Genomic DNA, 16817 nt, shown 5'->3' with positions numbered 1-16817 from the left:
AAGGCGAATCCTGCCTGACGGGGTGAGAGATGACGCTACATCGCGTCCAGCGCTTTCTGCAGTTTCCAGATATAGCGCGGGGCCTGCGGGGCAGGATGCTTTTTCGCCACGTGTTCAAAGAACTCATCGGCATCAAGATCGTTAATCTCGTCGATGGCGTCCTGGCGATTCGACGAGAAGGTGCGCAGCAGCGCGCCTGCGCCGTTGGCATAAGAGACCACCACCGCATAGCGCATCACCTGCGGGTCCTTAATCCCCGCCAGCGGGCCGTTTTCCAGAATGCTCAGATAAGCGGCGCCCATCGAAATATTGCGTTCCGGGTTTTTCAGCTCGCTGACCGAAGGCTGGCCACGCCAGCCCATCCGTTGATAGACATCGCGCCCGGAGGTCGACGGCTTCAACTGCATCAGTCCTACCGCACCGGATTTACTGACCACCGAGGGATTACCGCCGGACTCAATCGCGATGATCGCCGTTATCAGCTGCGGGTCAACCCCCCACGCGGCACCGGCTTTTTCACTGATCGGCATCCACTGCATCGACCGCTTCACCGGGACTTCCGGGTTCCACGGCGGATTGGTGTAATCGTGCTTCGAGCTACAACCGGCCAACAATACAAATAAAAAAACAAACCATCTCAATTTCACACATCTATCCTTATTGGCTGAAGTTTGCCGCACGGAGATGACAATAAACGTTCCAGGCGGCATGATAACCCTTTCATTCTTTGCAAGGAATTGCCATGTCTCAGTTTTATCTGGTCGCCCCTTCCGGTTACTGTATCAATCAACAGGCTGCGGCCCTTGGCGTGGCCCGTCTTCAGGAGGCCGGTCATCAGGTACTGAACCAACAGGCGATCCCCCGTCGACAGCAGCGTTTCGCCGGCAGCGACAGCGAACGTCTGGCCGATATTAACCAACTTGCATCCCTTGAGGGAAAAAACCACATCGTGCTGGCGGTGCGCGGCGGCTATGGCGCCACCCGGTTACTACCGCATATCGACTGGCAGGCATTATCGAAACGCCAACAGCGGGAACCGCTGCTTATCTGCGGCCACAGCGATTTCACCGCCATCCAGATGGGACTGCTGGCTAAAGCCAACGCTATCAGCTTCAGCGGGCCGATGTTAGCGGGCAATTTCGGCGCCGAAACCCTGAATGCGTTTACTGAACATCACTTCTGGCAGGCGCTACGCGAACCAGAATTTACCCTCGAATGGCAAAGCGACGGCCCAACCTGCCGCGTCGAAGGGACCCTGTGGGGCGGCAATCTGGCGATGGTCACGTCGCTCATCGGCACGCCGTGGCTCCCGCAGATTGACGACGGTATTCTGGTGCTTGAGGATATCAACGAGCATCCGTTCCGCGTTGAACGAATGCTGCTGCAGTTACTCAACAGCGGGATCCTTGCCCGCCAGCGGGCTATCGTGCTCGGCAGTTTTACCGGCGCGCAACCCAACGACTACGACGACGGTTATGATCTTCCCACCGTCTACGCCTGGCTACGTCAGCAACTCACCATCCCGCTGCTGACCGGCCTCGAGTTCGGTCATGAACAGCGCACCGTTACCCTGCCTCTCGGCGCGCGGGCGCGGCTGGTCAACAACGCCTCAGCCGCAACCTTAACGATAAGCGGCCATCCGGTGCTGGCGGAATAAAAATTCCTCTGCGCGAGTATCCTGCAAACGCGCGGATTGTTAAAATGGTGTAATTTTCACCCCTTCACGCTGACAAGGAGTACGTGAACATTGGACGCCGCTGCGGTCATTAGTCTGTTTATCCTGGGTTCTGTTTTAGTAACCTGCAGTATTTTATTGAGTTCTTTCTCCTCACGCCTCGGCATCCCGATTCTGGTTATCTTCCTCGCCATCGGTATGCTGGCAGGCGTAGACGGTATCGGCGGCATTCCTTTCGATAACTATCCTTTCGCCTATATGGTGAGTAACCTCGCGCTGGCGGTGATCCTACTGGACGGCGGAATGCGCACCCAAGCCAGTTCGTTTCGCGTGGCGCTCTGGCCAGCGCTGTCGCTGGCGACGGTCGGCGTGCTGATAACCTCCGCCCTCACCGGGATGATGGCGGCATGGCTGTTCAAGCTCGATTTAATCGAAGGGCTACTAATTGGCGCCATCGTCGGCTCCACCGATGCGGCGGCGGTGTTCTCGCTGCTCGGCGGTAAAGGGCTTAACGAGCGCGTCGGCTCGACCCTCGAAATTGAATCCGGCAGCAACGACCCGATGGCGGTGTTCCTCACCATTACCCTGATTGAAATGATCCAGCAGCATGAAGCCGGACTGAGCTGGATGTTTGTGGTGCATATCATTCAACAGTTTGGCCTGGGCATCGCTATTGGACTCGGCGGCGGTTATCTGCTGCTGCAGATGATTAACCGCATCGTCCTGCCTACCGGGCTCTATCCGCTGCTGGCGCTAAGCGGCGGGATCATGATTTTCGCCGTCACCACCTCACTGAACGGGAGCGGTATCCTCGCGGTCTATCTCTGCGGTTTCCTGCTCGGTAATAAACCCATTCGCAACCGCCACGGCATTCTGCAAAACTTTGACGGCCTGGCGTGGCTGGCGCAAATCGCCATGTTCCTCGTCCTCGGCCTGCTGGTCACACCGTCCGACCTGTGGCCGATCGCGATTCCGGCGCTACTGCTGTCAATGTGGATGATCTTCATCGCGCGTCCGCTGTCGGTATTTGCTGGCCTGCTGCCGTTCCGCGGTTTTAATCTGCGCGAGCGGGTGTTTATCAGCTGGGTCGGTTTGCGCGGCGCGGTGCCGATTATCCTCGCCGTTTTCCCGATGATGGCCGGGCTTGAGAACGCGCGGTTGTTCTTTAACGTCGCCTTTTTCGTGGTGCTGATTTCACTGCTGCTTCAGGGCACCTCGCTCTCCTGGGCGGCGAAAAAAGCGAAGGTCGTGGTACCGCCGGTCGGCTGGCCTATCTCACGCGTCGGGCTGGATATCCATCCGGAAAATCCGTGGGAACAGTTTGTCTACCAGTTGGGTGATGATAAATGGTGCGTTGGCGCAGCGTTGCGCGACCTCCACATGCCGCCGGAGACGCGTATCGCCGCACTCTTCCGCGACAACGTACTGCTGCATCCTACCGGCAGCACGCGGCTGATGGATGGCGATATTCTTTGCGTTATCGGCCGCGAGCGCGACCTGCCGGCGCTGGGTAAAATGTTCAGCCAGTCGCCGCCGGTCTCGCTCGATCAGCGGTTCTTTGGCGACTTTATCCTCGATGCGGAAGCTAAATTCGCCGATGTGGCGCAGATTTATGGCCTCGACGGCGGTGAAGAATTTCGCGAACATCAGCAGTCGCTGGGCGATGTGATTCAGCAACTGTTGGGCGCCGCGCCGGTCGTCGGCGATCAGGTGGAGTTTGCCGGTATGGTGTGGACGGTCGCCGAAAAAGAGGACGACCACGTACTGAAGGTGGGTGTGCGGGTTGCGGAAGATGAGGCGGAGTGATCCGCCTCACACAAAGTTACACTGTCACCACCGGTACGCGCGGCGCCAGAGCGCACATTAATTCATAACCGACGGTGCCGCTGGCCGCAGCGACATCGTCAATCTTAATCTCCTGCCCCCACAACTCAACCGGCGCGCCAATACCCGCATGCGGACAAGGTGTCAGATCTACCGCCAACATATCCATCGAAATACGCCCGACGGTGGTGGTGCGTACGCCGTCGACCAGCACCGGCGTGCCGCTCGGGGCGACGCGTGGATAGCCGTCGGCATAACCGCAGGCGACAATGCCGATGCGCTGCTCGCCGGATGCCTGATACAGCCCACCATAGCCCACCCGTTCGCCGCTTTTCAGCGTCTGTACGGCAATCACTTCACTGCTGAGGGTCATCGCCGGTTTCAAGCCGCTATTGGCAATATCCCGCCACTGACCCGACGGCGATGCGCCGTACAGCACAATTCCCGGGCGCACCCAATCAAAGTGCGCTTCCGGATGCCACAACGTGGCCGCTGAGTTCGACAACGAACGCGGGCAGTCCAGCCCCTCCGCCGCCTGCTCGATACGGCGCAAGGGCTCCACGATGCCATCCGGGTTTTCCGCATCAGCGAAATGCGACATCAGCGTCATTTCACCGACGTTGGCGAGCGATCGCAGCTGTTGCCAGACGGTATGCACTCGTTCTGGCATAAAGCCCAGCCGGTTCATACCGCTATTTACTTTGAGATAGATATCCAGCGGCGCATGCAGTTTAGCCTGCTGCAGCGCTTTAATTTGCCAGTTGCTGTGTACGCTGGTGGTCAGGCGATACTTATCCAGCAGCGCCAGTTCATCGGCGTGAAAGAATCCTTCCAGCAGCAGAATCGGCCCTTTCCAGCCCTTTTCCCGCAGTAGGATCGCCTCTTCGAGATTCAGCAATGCGTAGCCATCTGCGGCGTTCAGCGCCTGCCACATCCGCGCCAGGCCATGGCCATAGGCATTGGCCTTCACCACCGCCCAAACGCGCGCCCCAGGGGCAGCGCGGCGAACAATCTGTAAATTCTGACGTAAAGCCGACAGGTCAATGCTGGCTTTTACCGGACGAGACATGGAGGCTCCTTAGTTATGCACGCCGTGCAGATGCTGAGCGCGAGCCGGCGTAAAGCCCGGGCTGTAACGTGCCACGGCCAGATCATCATAAGGGATCGCCGGCGTACGCCCGGAGATCAGATCGCTCAGAAGCTGCCCGGACCCGCAGGCCATGGTCCAGCCCAGCGTACCGTGCCCGGTGTTCAGCCACAGATTTTTGTACGGCGTGCGGCCAACCACCGGCGTACCGTCCGGCGTCATCGGTCGCAGGCCGGTCCAGAAGGTCGCCTGCTCAACGTAGCCGCCGCGCGGGAACAGATCGCGAACCACCATCTCCAGCGTCTCGCGGCGCGGCTTCAGCAGCTCTTTATTAAAGCCGACAATTTCCGCCATCCCGCCAACGCGAATACGCTGATCGAAACGGGTAATCGCGATTTTGTAAGTCTCATCAAGGATAGTCGATACCGGCGCGCCGCTCTCTTCGGCAATCGGAATAGTTAACGAGTAGCCTTTCAGAGGATAGACCGGGATGTCCACCAGCCCTTTAAGCATCGCGGTGGAGTAAGAACCAAACGCCATCACGTAGGCGTCGCCCTTAATAATTTCGTCGCCGCATTTCACACCGGCGATTTGATCGCCTTCGTAAAGCAGCGCATCGACGGAGGTATTAAAGCGGAAAGTCACCCCTGCCGCCTCGGCCATCGCCGCCAGACGGGTAGTGAAGAGCTGGCAATCGCCGGTTTCATCATTTGGCAGGCGCAGGCCGCCGGTCAGTTTATGGCTGACTTCCGCCAGCGCCGGTTCGACTTCGAGCAGGCGGTTGGCTTCCAGCAGTTGATACGGTACGCCAGCCTCTTCCAGCACGGCGATATCACGAGTGGCGTTCTCATACTGTTTTTCGGTGCGGAAGAGCTGCAGGGTGCCGCCCTGGCGGCCTTCATACTGGATACCGGTGGTTTCACGCAGCGCTTTCAGGCAATCACGGCTATATTCCGCCAGGCGCACCATACGCCCTTTGTTTTCCATATAGTGGCGGGTATCGCAGTTACGTAGCATCTGCCACATCCACTTGAGCTGGAACTGCGTGCCGTCAAGGCCAATCGCCAATGGCGCATGGCGCTGGAACATCCATTTAATCGCCTTCAGCGGCACGCCCGGCGCCGCCCACGGCGCCGCGTAGCCGGGAGAGATCTGCCCGGCGTTGGCGGCGCTGGTTTCTTCAGCGGGCCCTGGCTGACGGTCGATAACCGTCACCTCATGTCCCGCCTGGCTTAAATACCAGGCGCTCGCTACCCCAACCACCCCACTTCCCAGTATGACGACTCGCATAGCCACTCCGTAATAGTTAAAGAACAATCATCTAATTACAAATTGATAACCCAGATGAAAATATTATTCAACATACGCTTTATTTATGGTGACTTATCTCACACCAAACCGCACCAGCACTGACACCAGAGATTTACGATCTCGTGCTGCGCTTTATTTTTCCTAAGCATAAAATGCTAAGTAAATGTTAAATTAAGGCCTTTGGGATTGTGATATCGCGAAGAAAAGAAATTACCCGCAGACGCAGTTTGTTATGGCGTGTTCTATGCTTGATAAGAGGTTCTCCACAAAGAGAGAACCACCAACAACGAGGGCGCGCTAATGGCTACGATTGATTCCATGAACAGGGACACCACCCGGTTAAGCGATGGACCCGACTGGACTTTTGAACTGCTGGAAACCTATCTTGCCGAGGTCGACCGGGTGGCGAAGCTGTATCGTCTCGATACCTATCCGCATCAAATCGAGGTGATCACCTCCGAACAGATGATGGACGCCTACTCCAGCGTCGGGATGCCGATCAACTATCCGCACTGGTCGTTCGGCAAAAAATTTATCGAAACCGAACAGGCGTATAAACACGGCCAGCAAGGTCTGGCCTATGAGATAGTCATTAACTCCAACCCGTGTATCGCTTATTTAATGGAGGAGAACACGATTACCATGCAGGCGCTGGTAATGGCGCACGCCTGCTATGGGCACAACTCCTTCTTTAAAAATAACTATCTGTTCCGCAGTTGGACCGATGCCAGCTCAATCATCGACTATCTGATCTTTGCGCGTAAATACATTACCGAATGTGAAGAGCGTTACGGCGTCGATGAAGTTGAAAAATTGCTCGACTCCTGCCATGCGCTGATGAACTACGGCGTCGACCGCTACAAACGCCCGCAGAAAATATCGCTGCAGGAGGAGAAGGCGCGGCAGAAAAGCCGCGAAGAGTATCTGCAAAGCCAGGTGAACATGCTATGGCGTACTCTGCCAAAACGGGAAGAGGAAAAAGCCATCGAGGCAAGCCGCCGCTATCCTTCCGAACCGCAGGAGAATCTGCTGTACTTTATGGAGAAGAACGCGCCGCTGCTTGAGTCCTGGCAGCGCGAGATCCTGCGTATCGTTCGTAAGGTCAGCCAGTATTTTTATCCGCAGAAGCAGACTCAGGTCATGAACGAGGGCTGGGCGACATTCTGGCACTACACCATCCTCAATCATCTGTATGACGAAGGTAAAGTGACCGAGCGCTTTATGCTGGAGTTTCTGCACAGCCACACCAACGTGGTGTTCCAGCCGCCCTACAACAGCCCGTGGTACAGCGGGATCAACCCCTACGCGCTGGGTTTCGCTATGTTCCAGGATATTAAACGTATCTGCCAGTCGCCAACGGAAGAAGACCGCTACTGGTTCCCGGATATCGCCGGCTCCGATTGGCTGGAGACGCTGCATTTCGCCATGCGCGATTTTAAAGATGAGAGCTTTATTAGCCAGTTCCTGTCGCCGAAGGTGATGCGAGACTTCCGCTTATTCACGGTACTCGATGACGACCATAATAATTACCTGGAGATTTCCGCCATTCATAATGAGGAAGGCTATCGGGAAATTCGTTCTAAGCTGTCGGCGCAGTATAACCTCAGCAATCTTGAGCCGAATATTCAGGTCTGGAACGTTGACCTGCGCGGCGACCGTTCGCTGACGCTGCGCTATGTGCCGCACAACCGCGTGCCGCTGGATAAGAGCCGTCGCGAAGTGCTTAAACACGTTCACCGCCTGTGGGGCTTTGACGTGATCCTTGAGCAGCAGAATGCCGACGGCAGCGTTGAGCTGTTGGATCGCACCCCGCCGCGGCAGAACGCGTTGTAAATCGGATCAAGTGTCAAAAAGCGAAATGCCCGGATTATCCGGGCATTTTTTATAGGGTGGTCCGTACTTAGCGCATATTGATGGCTAAATCGCCGGGCAGCGTTTTTTGCATCCGATGCCAAATCTCGCCGCTGTTGTGGCCATAGGCGCGGACGATTTCGTACACTTTATCGTGCTGACTCTCTTCGCACACTTTCGCCAACTGGTGGTAGAAACCCAGCGCCAGGCTACGCGCTTCCGGATTAGCAAAATAGTGACGACCAATGCGGGTATACAGCCCCTTCATGCCGTTGAGGATCAGACCGTAGATCGGGTTGCCGGAGGCAAACGCCAGACCGCGGAAGATGTTGTAGTCCAGTTCGGCGAAAGCATCGGCATGATCTTCAACTTCACGCGCGGTAGCCAGGACCTCCAGCGCTTTGTCCGGGTGCTGGCGGAAAGCGGTACGAATAAAAATCGTTGAGATATTGGTTCGCACCGACAGCAAGTTATCAATCAGCTGCGGCACGCTATCGTGGTCGAGACGCGCCAGCGTTTCAAGGATATTCAGTCCGGAGGTTTCCCAGAAGTTGTTCACTTTCGTCGGTTTACCATGCTGGATAGTCAACCAGCCATCACGGGCCAGACGTTGCAACACTTCGCGCAGAGTGGTTCGGGTCACACCAATCAGTTCAGAAAGTTCACGTTCAGCAGGGAGAATGGATCCAGGCGGGAAACGATTATTCCAGATACTTTCAATGATGTACTCTTCCGCGAAACCCGCAGGGCTTTGCGCCTTAATGACCATAATAAGATTTCCATTACACAGCGTTGCAAATTGCACTCATCATACCAGAGCAGCCATACGCCAGATAGCATCTGAAAGTAATTAAAAGGGGATCGCCGTTTCATTTTCAGCTTTTGCTTAACGCCTTCCATTACCTGTAATGCGCCGCGAAGAAAGTTGCTTCCCTTTTTACTCAACTGGTAATCTTGCAATAGTTACGCATAAAATCATGTTGTTTGACGGAAGGACCTCTGTCGTGGAAATGTCTTATGGCCGCGCCCTGTGGCGCAATTTTCTTGGCCAGTCGCCAGACTGGTACAAGCTTCTCCTGATTATCTTCCTGGTGGTTAACCCGCTGGCGTTTTATCTTCAACCGTTTGTCGCCGGTTGGCTGTTAGTGGTGGAGTTTATCTTCACCCTGGCGATGGCGCTCAAATGCTACCCGCTGCTGCCTGGCGGCCTGCTGGCGATAGAAGCGGTGCTGATCGGTATGACCAGCCCCGAACATATTCGCGAAGAAATAGCCAATAATCTCGAAGTCCTGCTGCTGCTGATGTTCATGGTGGCCGGGATCTACTTCATGAAGCAGCTATTGCTGTTTATTTTTACTCGGCTGCTCCTCGGGATCCGCAGCAAGATGCTGCTGTCGCTGGCCTTCTGCCTGGCAGCGGCTTTTCTCTCCGCCTTCCTTGACGCGCTAACTGTTGTTGCGGTGGTCATTAGCGTAGCGGTCGGCTTTTACGGTATTTATCATCGCGTCGCCTCCGCGCGGCCTGATGATAACGACATGCTTGATGACAGCCATATCGATCAACACTACCGCGACGTGCTCGAACAGTTCCGCAGCTTTTTACGCAGCCTGATGATGCACGCCGGCGTCGGTACCGCGCTCGGCGGCGTGATGACCATGGTCGGCGAACCGCAGAACCTGATTATCGCCAAAGCCGCCGGCTGGCACTTCGGCGAATTCTTCATCCGTATGTCGCCGGTAACCCTGCCGGTAATCGTATGCGGCCTGATAACCTGCCTGTTGCTGGAAAAATTCCGCCTGTTTGGCTATGGCGAGCCGCTGCCAGTCCCGGTGCGCAAAGTCCTGCAGGATTTCGACGACCGTAGCCGCCAGAGCCGCAGCCGCCAGGATCGGATGCGCCTTATCGCTCAAGGGATCATCGGCGTGTGGCTGATTGCCGCCCTCGCCCTGCATCTGGCGGAAGTTGGCCTGATTGGCCTCTCCGTCATCGTGCTGGCGACCACCTTTTCCGGCGTGACCGACGAACACGCCATCGGTAAAGCCTTTACCGAAGCGCTGCCGTTTACCGCCCTGCTGACGGTCTTTTTCGCCATTGTGGCGGTGATTATCGATCAGCATCTGTTTGCCCCGGTGATTGAGTTCGTCCTGCAGGCTTCACCGCACGCTCAGCTATCGCTGTTCTATTTGTTTAATGGCCTGCTGTCGTCCATCTCCGATAACGTCTTTGTCGGTACGGTGTATATCAACGAAGCAAAAGCGGCGCTGGAACACGGCGTTATCAGCCTGCAGCAGTTTGAAATGCTGGCGGTCGCCATTAATACCGGCACTAACCTGCCTTCCGTCGCGACCCCCAACGGCCAGGCCGCGTTCCTGTTCCTGTTGACCTCGGCGCTGGCGCCGCTGATCCGCCTCTCTTATGGCAGAATGGTGTGGATGGCGCTTCCCTATACCATCGTGCTCACGCTGGTCGGCCTGCTGTGCGTCGAAACCCTGTTGATGCCGGCCACCCAGTGGATGCTCAGCCACGGCTGGTTGACCACCCCAGTACTGCCCTAATTGCGCAGCCCGTTACCCGGGTTCCCCCCGGGTAACGAATATTCATTTACGTAATATTTTCCGACTAGCGGATGGCGTCGCGGTAGTTTTCGTTTACACTGCCATGATTTAGCATGTTCCAGGGAAATGATTATGTTGCAATACTTAAACCAGTGCTCAAGGGGACGCGGCGCCTGGCTCTTGATGGCGTTAACCGCTTTTATACTTGAATTAGTGGCGCTGTGGTTCCAGCACGTGATGCTGCTGCAGCCCTGCGTGTTGTGTATTTACGAACGCTGCGCTCTGTTTGGCATTATGGGCGCCGGTCTGGTGGGCGCTATCGCGCCGAAAACCCCGCTGCGCTATGTCGCGTTGCTCATCTGGCTATACAGCGCACTGCGCGGTCTGCAGTTAGCCTGGGAGCACACCATGATTCAGCTACACCCTTCTCCGTTCCAGACCTGCGATTTCGCCGCTCGTTTCCCGACGTGGCTGCCGCTGGATAAATGGCTACCGCAGGTATTCGTTGCCACCGGCGACTGTTCCGTGCGCCAGTGGGAATTCCTGACTCTGGAAATGCCGCAGTGGCTGGTAGGCATCTTTGCCGCTTATCTGGTCATCGGCCTGCTGGTACTGATCGCTCAGCCATTTAAAGCCAAAAAGCGCGATCTGTTCGGCCGTTAAGCTATCCTGCCAGATGGTAAACGCTCCTTCGGGGGCGTTTTTTGTGCCTGTAAGTTGACGACGCCCCTTTAAAGTTGCATATTAAATACATCTTATTTGCATCCACTAAGGAGCTCACTATGTCTCACCTGCGTATCCCGGCTAACTGGAAAGTCAAACGCTCCACTCCGTTCTTCACTAAAGAAAATGTTCCGCCAGCGCTGCTCACCCATCACAATACTGCCGCTAACGTTTTCGGTCAGCTGTGCGTAATGGAAGGCACAGTAACTTATTACGGTTTTCATGATGAGCAGGCTAGCGAACCGGAGATGAAAGTCGTCATTAATGCCGGGCAGTTCGCCACCAGCCCGCCGCAATACTGGCATCGTATCGAGCTCAGCGATGATGCCCAATTCAATATTAACTTCTGGGTTGAAGATGAAAGCCACGGCGAAGACGGCCTGTTCCACGCCAGGAAAAGCTAAGCCCCTCACGTGCTTGCGGTTGAAAATCGACATCCGGATGTTTAAAGTCGTTACCCGATAGGCTCGTCTTTCTTGAGTCTGAAATGGGATAAGTCACCATGAGCATAGTCTGGTATATGACGCTAATCTGCATTGTCGTCGCGTATTTGATGATGAGTTTCCTGCCCATCTGATCGCCGCAAGCAGTCATCGCGCCGGGGAGACCTGGCAGCTCGTCAACTCCCTCTCAGCCCGGCCACCGCGCCGGGTCTATTTTTATCTACATCTGCTTTACAAATATTCCTAAAGTTCCCCGCCCCCGCGCCGATGATGAAATGCCAAACGCACCTGGTGATGATGACTTAAATGTGGGGTTTCCGATGAGTAGAAACGGCTGGCGTTCTCTTAGTGTTGTTATTTTTCCATGCGCTTTATTGTGGGCGGGAATTATCTGGCTGGCATTAAGAATGATGGGATATTGATGCGTACAAAGAACCGGGCCGCGCAGGCAGGGAATGCCCGGTTCTAATATTTCAACGAGCTTACTGCGCCCAGTCTGGTTTGTTTAAGATATGGTCCTGCCAGTCGACGACGGTGGACTCTTTCACCGCTATATGGCGCACGGAAATACGTTCGCCGTGCATCGCCACTTTTGAGCCGGTCAGCAGCGGATGCCAGTGCGGCAGCGGTTTACCTTCCGCCAGCAGGCGATAGGCGCAGGTGTGCGGCAGCCATTCGAAGGTCGGCAGATTCTCACGCGTGAGTTTGATGCAGTCCGGTTCGTACTCGAAGCGACGCTCGTAGTTGCGGCACTGGCAGGTTTTAATGTTGAGCTGACGGCAGGCGACGTTAGTAAAGTAAATCTCGTCGGTATCTTCATCCATTAGCTTATGCAGGCAGCACTGTCCGCAGCCGTCGCACAGTGATTCCCACTCCGCGTCGGTCATTTCATCCAGTGTTTTTTGTTGCCAGAAAGGTTGTTCGCTCATTGGGATGTCCGTCATTGCAATTCAGGGTGCACCTTATAACCAGTCTGGCACGCCGATGCAAGTTTTGCCGCCCCAAAAGGCGGCAAGCGGACTTTACAGCACGCGGGTAGACAACGTCAAACCATTGAAGCCGACTTCCAGCTCGTCGCCGCTGGCCAGCGGCCCGACACCGTCCGGGGTCCCGGTCAGGATGATATCGCCCGCTTTTAGCGTAAAGAAGCGCGACATATAGGCAATTAGCGGTACGATCTTATGAATCATATCCGCAGTCGTCCCCTGCTGGCGGACTTCACCATTAATCTTCAGGCTTAGCGGCGTATTTTGCGGATCGCCGTTGAACTCGGCGGCAGGAATAAAACCGGAGATCGGACAGGCGTTATCAAACCCCTTAGCTTTCTCCCACGGTTGCCCGGCCTTTTTCATCTTGCCCTGAATATCACGCAGGGTGAGATCCAGCGCTACGCCATAACCGGCAATCGCCTTGCGTACGTGGTCTTCGCTGGCCTGTCGCAGGGTACTGCCAATCAGCACCGCCAGTTCAACCTCATGATGCACCGAGCCCAATCCTTCAGGCAGTACCAACGGCTGGCGGATATCGCATAGCGCCGTTTCAGGTTTAATAAACAACACCGGTTCTTCCGGCATCGCGCTGCCCATCTCCTTAATATGTTTTGCGTAATTACTGCCAACGCAAACCACTTTGCTCACTGGATAATCCAGTAACTCACCCTGCCAGTTATGATGTTGGTACATTATTTTCCCTCAATGGGTTAATCGGATTTATTCCCCTGTTCCGCGAGGTGTTTCTTAAGTAGATTCTCAGGAGGGGGAGGAAGTTGAAGGTAATAGCCCTGATCGACGAGCGCTTGTTTTACTTTTTCGAGGTCAGCGTTAGCCAGCGTCTTGCGCCCGTCGAGCGGCAGCAGCATGGTCATCTGCGGGGTGCCGAAGCTTGCCATCAGTTCCGGCGGGACGCGCGAGAAATCGTCCTTTTTTTCGACATATAAATAGGTTTGTTCACGTTTAGTACTTCGATAGATCACACAAAACATAGTTTTACTCGGAATTAGACCCGTGGTCACTTGCCTCAATATATGAGTGACTATAACATGCCTTTTAGTCTTCGGAATATCACCGCACTTCGGCGGATGATAAACAGCAAATTGAGTAAGGCCAGGATGTCAAATACGCCAATCGAACTTAAGGGCAGTAGCTTCACTTTATCTGTCGTTCATTTGCACGATGCAAATCCCGAGGTTATTCGTCAGGCGTTAGAAGACAAAATCGCCCAGGCTCCCGCTTTTTTACGTCATGCACCGGTCGTGGTCAACATCAGCAGTATTGAAGAGAGCGTCGACTGGCGCCCGATGCATGAAGCTATCGTCGCCACCGGGTTGCGCATCATGGGGGTGAGCGGTTGTAAAATTTCCCGCCTGAAAACGGAAATCGACCGTGCCGGGATCCCGCTACTGACGGAAGGAAAAGAGAAAATCGTTCGTCAGGCGCCGCCGCCGGAACCCGTTGAACCACCACCAGTTGCTACGCCGATCACAAAAACGCGTTTGATTGATCTGCCGGTACGTTCCGGTCAGCGCATTTATGCGCCACACTGTGATCTAATTGTTACAAACCATGTGAGTGCCGGAGCGGAACTTATCGCTGATGGTAACATCCATGTGTATGGCATGATGCGGGGACGTGCGCTGGCTGGCGCAAGCGGCGACAGAGATGCCCAAATATTTTGTACTAACCTCGCGGCGGAACTGGTGTCCATCGCAGGGGAATATTGGCTGAGCGATAACATCCCAGCTGAATTTTATGGCAAAGCGGCGCGTCTGCGTTTAGGCGACGGCGCTTTGACAATTCAACCGTTCAATTAATCCCTTTTTAACAAGGAATTTCTATGGCACGCATTATTGTTGTGACTTCGGGTAAAGGGGGCGTTGGTAAGACCACCTCCAGCGCGGCCATCGCTACTGGTTTGGCCCAGAAGGGAAAGAAAACTGTCGTTATCGACTTCGATATCGGCCTGCGTAACCTCGACCTGATTATGGGATGCGAGCGTCGGGTGGTTTATGACTTCGTCAACGTTATCCAGGGCGATGCCACTCTCAATCAGGCGCTAATCAAAGATAAGCGTACTGAAAATCTCTATATCCTTCCGGCTTCTCAGACCCGTGATAAAGACGCGCTGACCCGCGAAGGCGTAGATAAGGTTCTTGAAGAACTGAAAAAGATGGACTTCGATTTTATTGTCTGCGACTCCCCGGCAGGCATCGAAACCGGCGCGCTGATGGCGCTGTACTTCGCTGACGAAGCCATCATCACCACTAACCCGGAAGTCTCCTCCGTGCGCGACTCCGACCGTATCCTTGGCATTCTGGCCTCCAAATCCCGCCGCGCGGAAAATGGCGACGAGCCGATCAAAGAGCACCTGCTGCTGACGCGCTACAACCCAGGTCGCGTGAACAAAGGCGACATGCTGAGCATGGAAGACGTGCTGGAAATTCTGCGCATCAATCTGGTGGGCGTGATTCCGGAAGATCAGTCCGTGCTGCGCGCATCGAACCAGGGCGAGCCGGTCATTCTGGATACCGTTTCAGATGCGGGTAAAGCCTATGCGGATACTGTGGATCGTCTGCTCGGAGAAGAACGTCCTTTCCGCTTCATCGAAGAAGAGAAGAAAGGTTTCCTCAAACGCCTGTTCGGAGGATAAATTATGGCATTACTCGACTTTTTTCTCTCGCGAAAAAAGAACACGGCTAACATTGCGAAAGAACGCCTGCAAATCATCGTCGCGGAGCGCCGCCGCGGCGACGCGGAACCGCATTACCTGCCGCAGCTGCGCAAAGATATCCTGGAGGTCATCTGTAAATACGTGCAGATAGACCCAGAGATGGTCAGCGTACAGCTGGAACAGCGCGATGGTGATATTTCGATTCTCGAGCTGAACGTGACCCTGCCAGAAGCTGAAGAGTCGAAACCCTGACCCTGTTGTCTTGTTAACGGCATTTCGCCGTAGCCTTAAAAAAAACCGGCCACGCAACGCGCGGCCGGTTTTTTATGGCCTGAATCGCGCCGGGCGCTAGCGAGGATAGTCGTTGAGCAGCGCTTTAAGACGATCGGCCATCAATTCCCCGCGCCAGCCGGAAACCAGTTCTGGCTCACCATTTTTATTTTTAAGCTGCCAGTGCCAGTTCAGCAGTTGGTTTATCTGACGGCGCGACGCCAACAGCTCGGCGCTCACGCCCTTCTCCGCGCTCACTTCCTGCACCAGCGCTTTAATATCTTTAAAGGCCTTGCGATACCCCGGCATATCGATCAGGTTTTGCAGCGGCTCCGGCAGCGCCGATTCCGGCAAGGCCTGCGCTTTTTCAACCAGGCTAATCAGCGTTTTGCCGTGGAAGCGAATTTCGCTGCCGGATAAACCGAGGCTATCGAGCTCGCCGAGGCTGGTCGGCATATAGCGCGCCACGCTCCACAGATGCTCTTCGCGTACGACAAAGTTCACCGCCAGGTTACGCTCGCGCGCTTTGCGCAGACGCCACTCCGCCAGCAACTGCAGGCAGCCCAGCTGGCGCGTTCGCAGTTGCCAGGCATTGCCGATTTCCCGCCACGCATCCGCCGGGTCAAGGATTTCCTGACGGCGCTGCTGCATCAGGTGGCACTCGTTCAACGCTGCCGGCAGCCAGCCCGCATGGTCGGTTTCCGCCATTAATTTGCTGGCGATCGGTAACAGGTACCAGACGTCGGCGGCCGCATATTCGCACTGACGCTCGGTCAGCGGGCGGGCCAGCCAGTCGGTGCGTGATTCGCTTTTGTCCAGCGCGACGCCGGAATACTCTTCCACCATTGAAGCAAAGCCCCACGACATCGGGCGCCCGCAGAAGGCGGCCAGAATCTGGGTGTCGATCAGCGGCTGCGGCATCAGGTTGAACGCGTTGAGGAAGACTTCTAAATCTTCGCTACCCGCATGCAGGTATTTGGTGACATCCTGGTTGAGCAGCAGCTCGCGCATCGGCGCCCAGTCGTTGATGGTCAACGGATCGATCAGAGAGACCTGTTTGCCGTCGAACAGCTGCAGCAAACCAAGCTGCGGATAGTAGGTACGGGTGCGAACAAACTCGGTATCCAGCGCAACTGCGGGTGCCGAAGTTGCCGCTTCACAGATAGCGCGCAGGCCATCGTCGGTGGTGATCATCTGATAGTTCAAATCATACTCTCTTAACTTGCGCCCATAAAAAACGCCGGCTTAGCCGGCGCGAGATTAATCACAAACCTCATGCAATCGTTGGGCTTGCAGATTGCACCAGACAAATAACAAGGAAAATCAATTGATTGATTTTCGGCCGATCGCCACAAAGAAGGAAAAACCACGCTTTTTCCTTCTTTGTCAGTAATCTGGACGCCGGCTAGCCG

At 55.3% G+C, this 16817-nt stretch carries 17 protein-coding genes; 9 read left to right on the top strand and 8 right to left on the bottom strand.

Translation table 11 applies throughout. The features are described 5' to 3' along the window. Positions 1-35: 35 nt before the first annotated feature. Positions 36-647: a membrane-bound lytic murein transglycosylase EmtA gene (gene emtA / locus KGA69_RS15650; RefSeq protein WP_015366071.1), complete on the bottom strand. Its 612-nt coding sequence runs from the start codon at positions 645-647 to the stop codon at positions 36-38. A gap of 95 nt (positions 648-742) precedes the next feature. Between emtA and ldcA the strand changes: the two genes are divergently transcribed. Both ldcA and KGA69_RS15640 read left to right on the top strand, forming a co-directional pair. After that, positions 743-1657: a muramoyltetrapeptide carboxypeptidase gene (gene ldcA, locus KGA69_RS15645; RefSeq protein WP_045390435.1), complete on the top strand. Its 915-nt coding sequence runs from the start codon at positions 743-745 to the stop codon at positions 1655-1657. A gap of 90 nt (positions 1658-1747) precedes the next feature. Then, a complete protein-coding gene (locus KGA69_RS15640) occupies positions 1748-3481 on the top strand; it encodes a potassium/proton antiporter (RefSeq protein WP_015366069.1) in 1734 nt (577 codons plus the stop codon). A 16-nt stretch (positions 3482-3497) separates the two neighbouring features. Here KGA69_RS15640 and dadX read toward each other — a convergent pair whose 3' ends face one another. Continuing rightward, complete coding sequence (gene dadX, locus KGA69_RS15635; protein ID WP_047045256.1) at positions 3498-4568, bottom strand: catabolic alanine racemase DadX; 1071 nt, start codon at positions 4566-4568, stop codon at positions 3498-3500. Positions 4569-4577: 9 nt separating this feature from the next. Further along, on the bottom strand, positions 4578-5876 hold the full coding sequence (locus tag KGA69_RS15630) for a D-amino acid dehydrogenase (RefSeq protein ID WP_047050672.1): 1299 nt from the start codon (positions 5874-5876) through the stop codon (positions 4578-4580). Positions 5877-6197: 321 nt separating this feature from the next. Between KGA69_RS15630 and KGA69_RS15625 the strand changes: the two genes are divergently transcribed. Next, entirely contained in the window at positions 6198-7730 is a 1533-nt protein-coding gene (locus KGA69_RS15625) for a SpoVR family protein (RefSeq protein WP_015705842.1), read from the top strand. Positions 7731-7797: 67 nt separating this feature from the next. On the opposite strand, the gene fadR is transcribed toward KGA69_RS15625, so the two are convergent. Then, positions 7798-8517 carry a fatty acid metabolism transcriptional regulator FadR gene (gene fadR, locus KGA69_RS15620; protein WP_045390428.1) on the bottom strand — a complete coding sequence of 240 codons (720 nt, stop codon included), beginning with the start codon at positions 8515-8517 and terminating at the stop codon, positions 7798-7800. Positions 8518-8752: 235 nt separating this feature from the next. Between fadR and nhaB the strand changes: the two genes are divergently transcribed. The 3 genes from nhaB (at position 8753) to KGA69_RS15605 (ending at position 11430) form a co-directional block, all read left to right on the top strand. Further along, entirely contained in the window at positions 8753-10303 is a 1551-nt protein-coding gene (gene nhaB, locus KGA69_RS15615; RefSeq protein ID WP_045390425.1) for a sodium/proton antiporter NhaB, read from the top strand. A gap of 132 nt (positions 10304-10435) precedes the next feature. Then, positions 10436-10966 (top strand): disulfide bond formation protein DsbB, encoded by a 531-nt coding sequence (dsbB, locus tag KGA69_RS15610; protein ID WP_015705844.1) that lies wholly within the window; start codon positions 10436-10438, stop codon positions 10964-10966. Positions 10967-11085: 119 nt separating this feature from the next. Beyond that, the gene (locus KGA69_RS15605) at positions 11086-11430 is read left to right on the top strand and encodes a TehB family protein (RefSeq protein WP_045390422.1); all 345 of its coding nucleotides are present in this window, start codon (positions 11086-11088) and stop codon (positions 11428-11430) included. Between the two features lie 521 nt (positions 11431-11951). On the opposite strand, the gene KGA69_RS15600 is transcribed toward KGA69_RS15605, so the two are convergent. The 3 genes from KGA69_RS15600 to KGA69_RS15590 form a co-directional block, all read right to left on the bottom strand. Continuing rightward, complete coding sequence (locus tag KGA69_RS15600) at positions 11952-12398, bottom strand: YcgN family cysteine cluster protein (RefSeq protein ID WP_045390420.1); 447 nt, start codon at positions 12396-12398, stop codon at positions 11952-11954. A 93-nt stretch (positions 12399-12491) separates the two neighbouring features. Then, the gene (locus tag KGA69_RS15595) at positions 12492-13151 is read right to left on the bottom strand and encodes a fumarylacetoacetate hydrolase family protein (RefSeq protein ID WP_045390418.1); all 660 of its coding nucleotides are present in this window, start codon (positions 13149-13151) and stop codon (positions 12492-12494) included. A gap of 17 nt (positions 13152-13168) precedes the next feature. After that, positions 13169-13450, bottom strand: a complete 282-nt coding sequence (locus KGA69_RS15590) for a YcgL domain-containing protein (protein ID WP_026612271.1) — start codon at positions 13448-13450, stop codon at positions 13169-13171. Positions 13451-13576: 126 nt separating this feature from the next. Here KGA69_RS15590 and minC point away from each other — a divergent pair, with 126 nt between their 5' ends. The 3 genes from minC to minE are packed head-to-tail and all read left to right on the top strand — an operon-like array spanning position 13577 to position 15387. Continuing rightward, the gene (gene minC, locus KGA69_RS15585; protein WP_047045268.1) at positions 13577-14278 is read left to right on the top strand and encodes a septum site-determining protein MinC; all 702 of its coding nucleotides are present in this window, start codon (positions 13577-13579) and stop codon (positions 14276-14278) included. A gap of 23 nt (positions 14279-14301) precedes the next feature. Next, a complete protein-coding gene (minD, locus tag KGA69_RS15580; RefSeq protein WP_015366054.1) occupies positions 14302-15114 on the top strand; it encodes a septum site-determining protein MinD in 813 nt (270 codons plus the stop codon). A gap of 3 nt (positions 15115-15117) precedes the next feature. Next, positions 15118-15387, top strand: a complete 270-nt coding sequence (gene minE / locus KGA69_RS15575) for a cell division topological specificity factor MinE (RefSeq protein ID WP_015366053.1) — start codon at positions 15118-15120, stop codon at positions 15385-15387. Between the two features lie 96 nt (positions 15388-15483). Here minE and rnd read toward each other — a convergent pair whose 3' ends face one another. Then, positions 15484-16599 (bottom strand): ribonuclease D, encoded by a 1116-nt coding sequence (rnd, locus tag KGA69_RS15570; protein WP_161801895.1) that lies wholly within the window; start codon positions 16597-16599, stop codon positions 15484-15486. Between the last annotated feature and the right edge of the window lie 218 nt (positions 16600-16817).

Source organism: Klebsiella sp. A52, from assembly GCF_018388785.1.
In the GTDB taxonomy this organism is placed as follows: domain Bacteria; phylum Pseudomonadota; class Gammaproteobacteria; order Enterobacterales; family Enterobacteriaceae; genus Klebsiella; species Klebsiella aerogenes.
This window is presented reverse-complemented; position numbering and strand designations above follow the sequence as displayed.

Excerpts from the sequence above, each read along its gene's own strand:
- ldcA (WP_045390435.1), top strand. The coding sequence starts at position 743 with ATGTCTCAGTTTTATCTGGTCGCCCCTTCCGGTTACTGTATCAATCAA.
- dadX (WP_047045256.1), bottom strand. The coding sequence starts at position 4,568 with ATGTCTCGTCCGGTAAAAGCCAGCATTGACCTGTCGGCTTTACGTCAG.
- KGA69_RS15630 (WP_047050672.1), bottom strand. The coding sequence starts at position 5,876 with ATGCGAGTCGTCATACTGGGAAGTGGGGTGGTTGGGGTAGCGAGCGCC.
- KGA69_RS15625 (WP_015705842.1), top strand. The coding sequence starts at position 6,198 with ATGGCTACGATTGATTCCATGAACAGGGACACCACCCGGTTAAGCGAT.
- fadR (WP_045390428.1), bottom strand. The coding sequence starts at position 8,517 with ATGGTCATTAAGGCGCAAAGCCCTGCGGGTTTCGCGGAAGAGTACATC.
- dsbB (WP_015705844.1), top strand. The coding sequence starts at position 10,436 with ATGTTGCAATACTTAAACCAGTGCTCAAGGGGACGCGGCGCCTGGCTC.
- KGA69_RS15605 (WP_045390422.1), top strand. The coding sequence starts at position 11,086 with ATGTCTCACCTGCGTATCCCGGCTAACTGGAAAGTCAAACGCTCCACT.
- KGA69_RS15600 (WP_045390420.1), bottom strand. The coding sequence starts at position 12,398 with ATGAGCGAACAACCTTTCTGGCAACAAAAAACACTGGATGAAATGACC.
- KGA69_RS15595 (WP_045390418.1), bottom strand. The coding sequence starts at position 13,151 with ATGTACCAACATCATAACTGGCAGGGTGAGTTACTGGATTATCCAGTG.
- KGA69_RS15590 (WP_026612271.1), bottom strand. The coding sequence starts at position 13,450 with ATGTTTTGTGTGATCTATCGAAGTACTAAACGTGAACAAACCTATTTA.
- minC (WP_047045268.1), top strand. The coding sequence starts at position 13,577 with ATGTCAAATACGCCAATCGAACTTAAGGGCAGTAGCTTCACTTTATCT.
- minD (WP_015366054.1), top strand. The coding sequence starts at position 14,302 with ATGGCACGCATTATTGTTGTGACTTCGGGTAAAGGGGGCGTTGGTAAG.
- minE (WP_015366053.1), top strand. The coding sequence starts at position 15,118 with ATGGCATTACTCGACTTTTTTCTCTCGCGAAAAAAGAACACGGCTAAC.
- rnd (WP_161801895.1), bottom strand. The coding sequence starts at position 16,599 with ATGATCACCACCGACGATGGCCTGCGCGCTATCTGTGAAGCGGCAACT.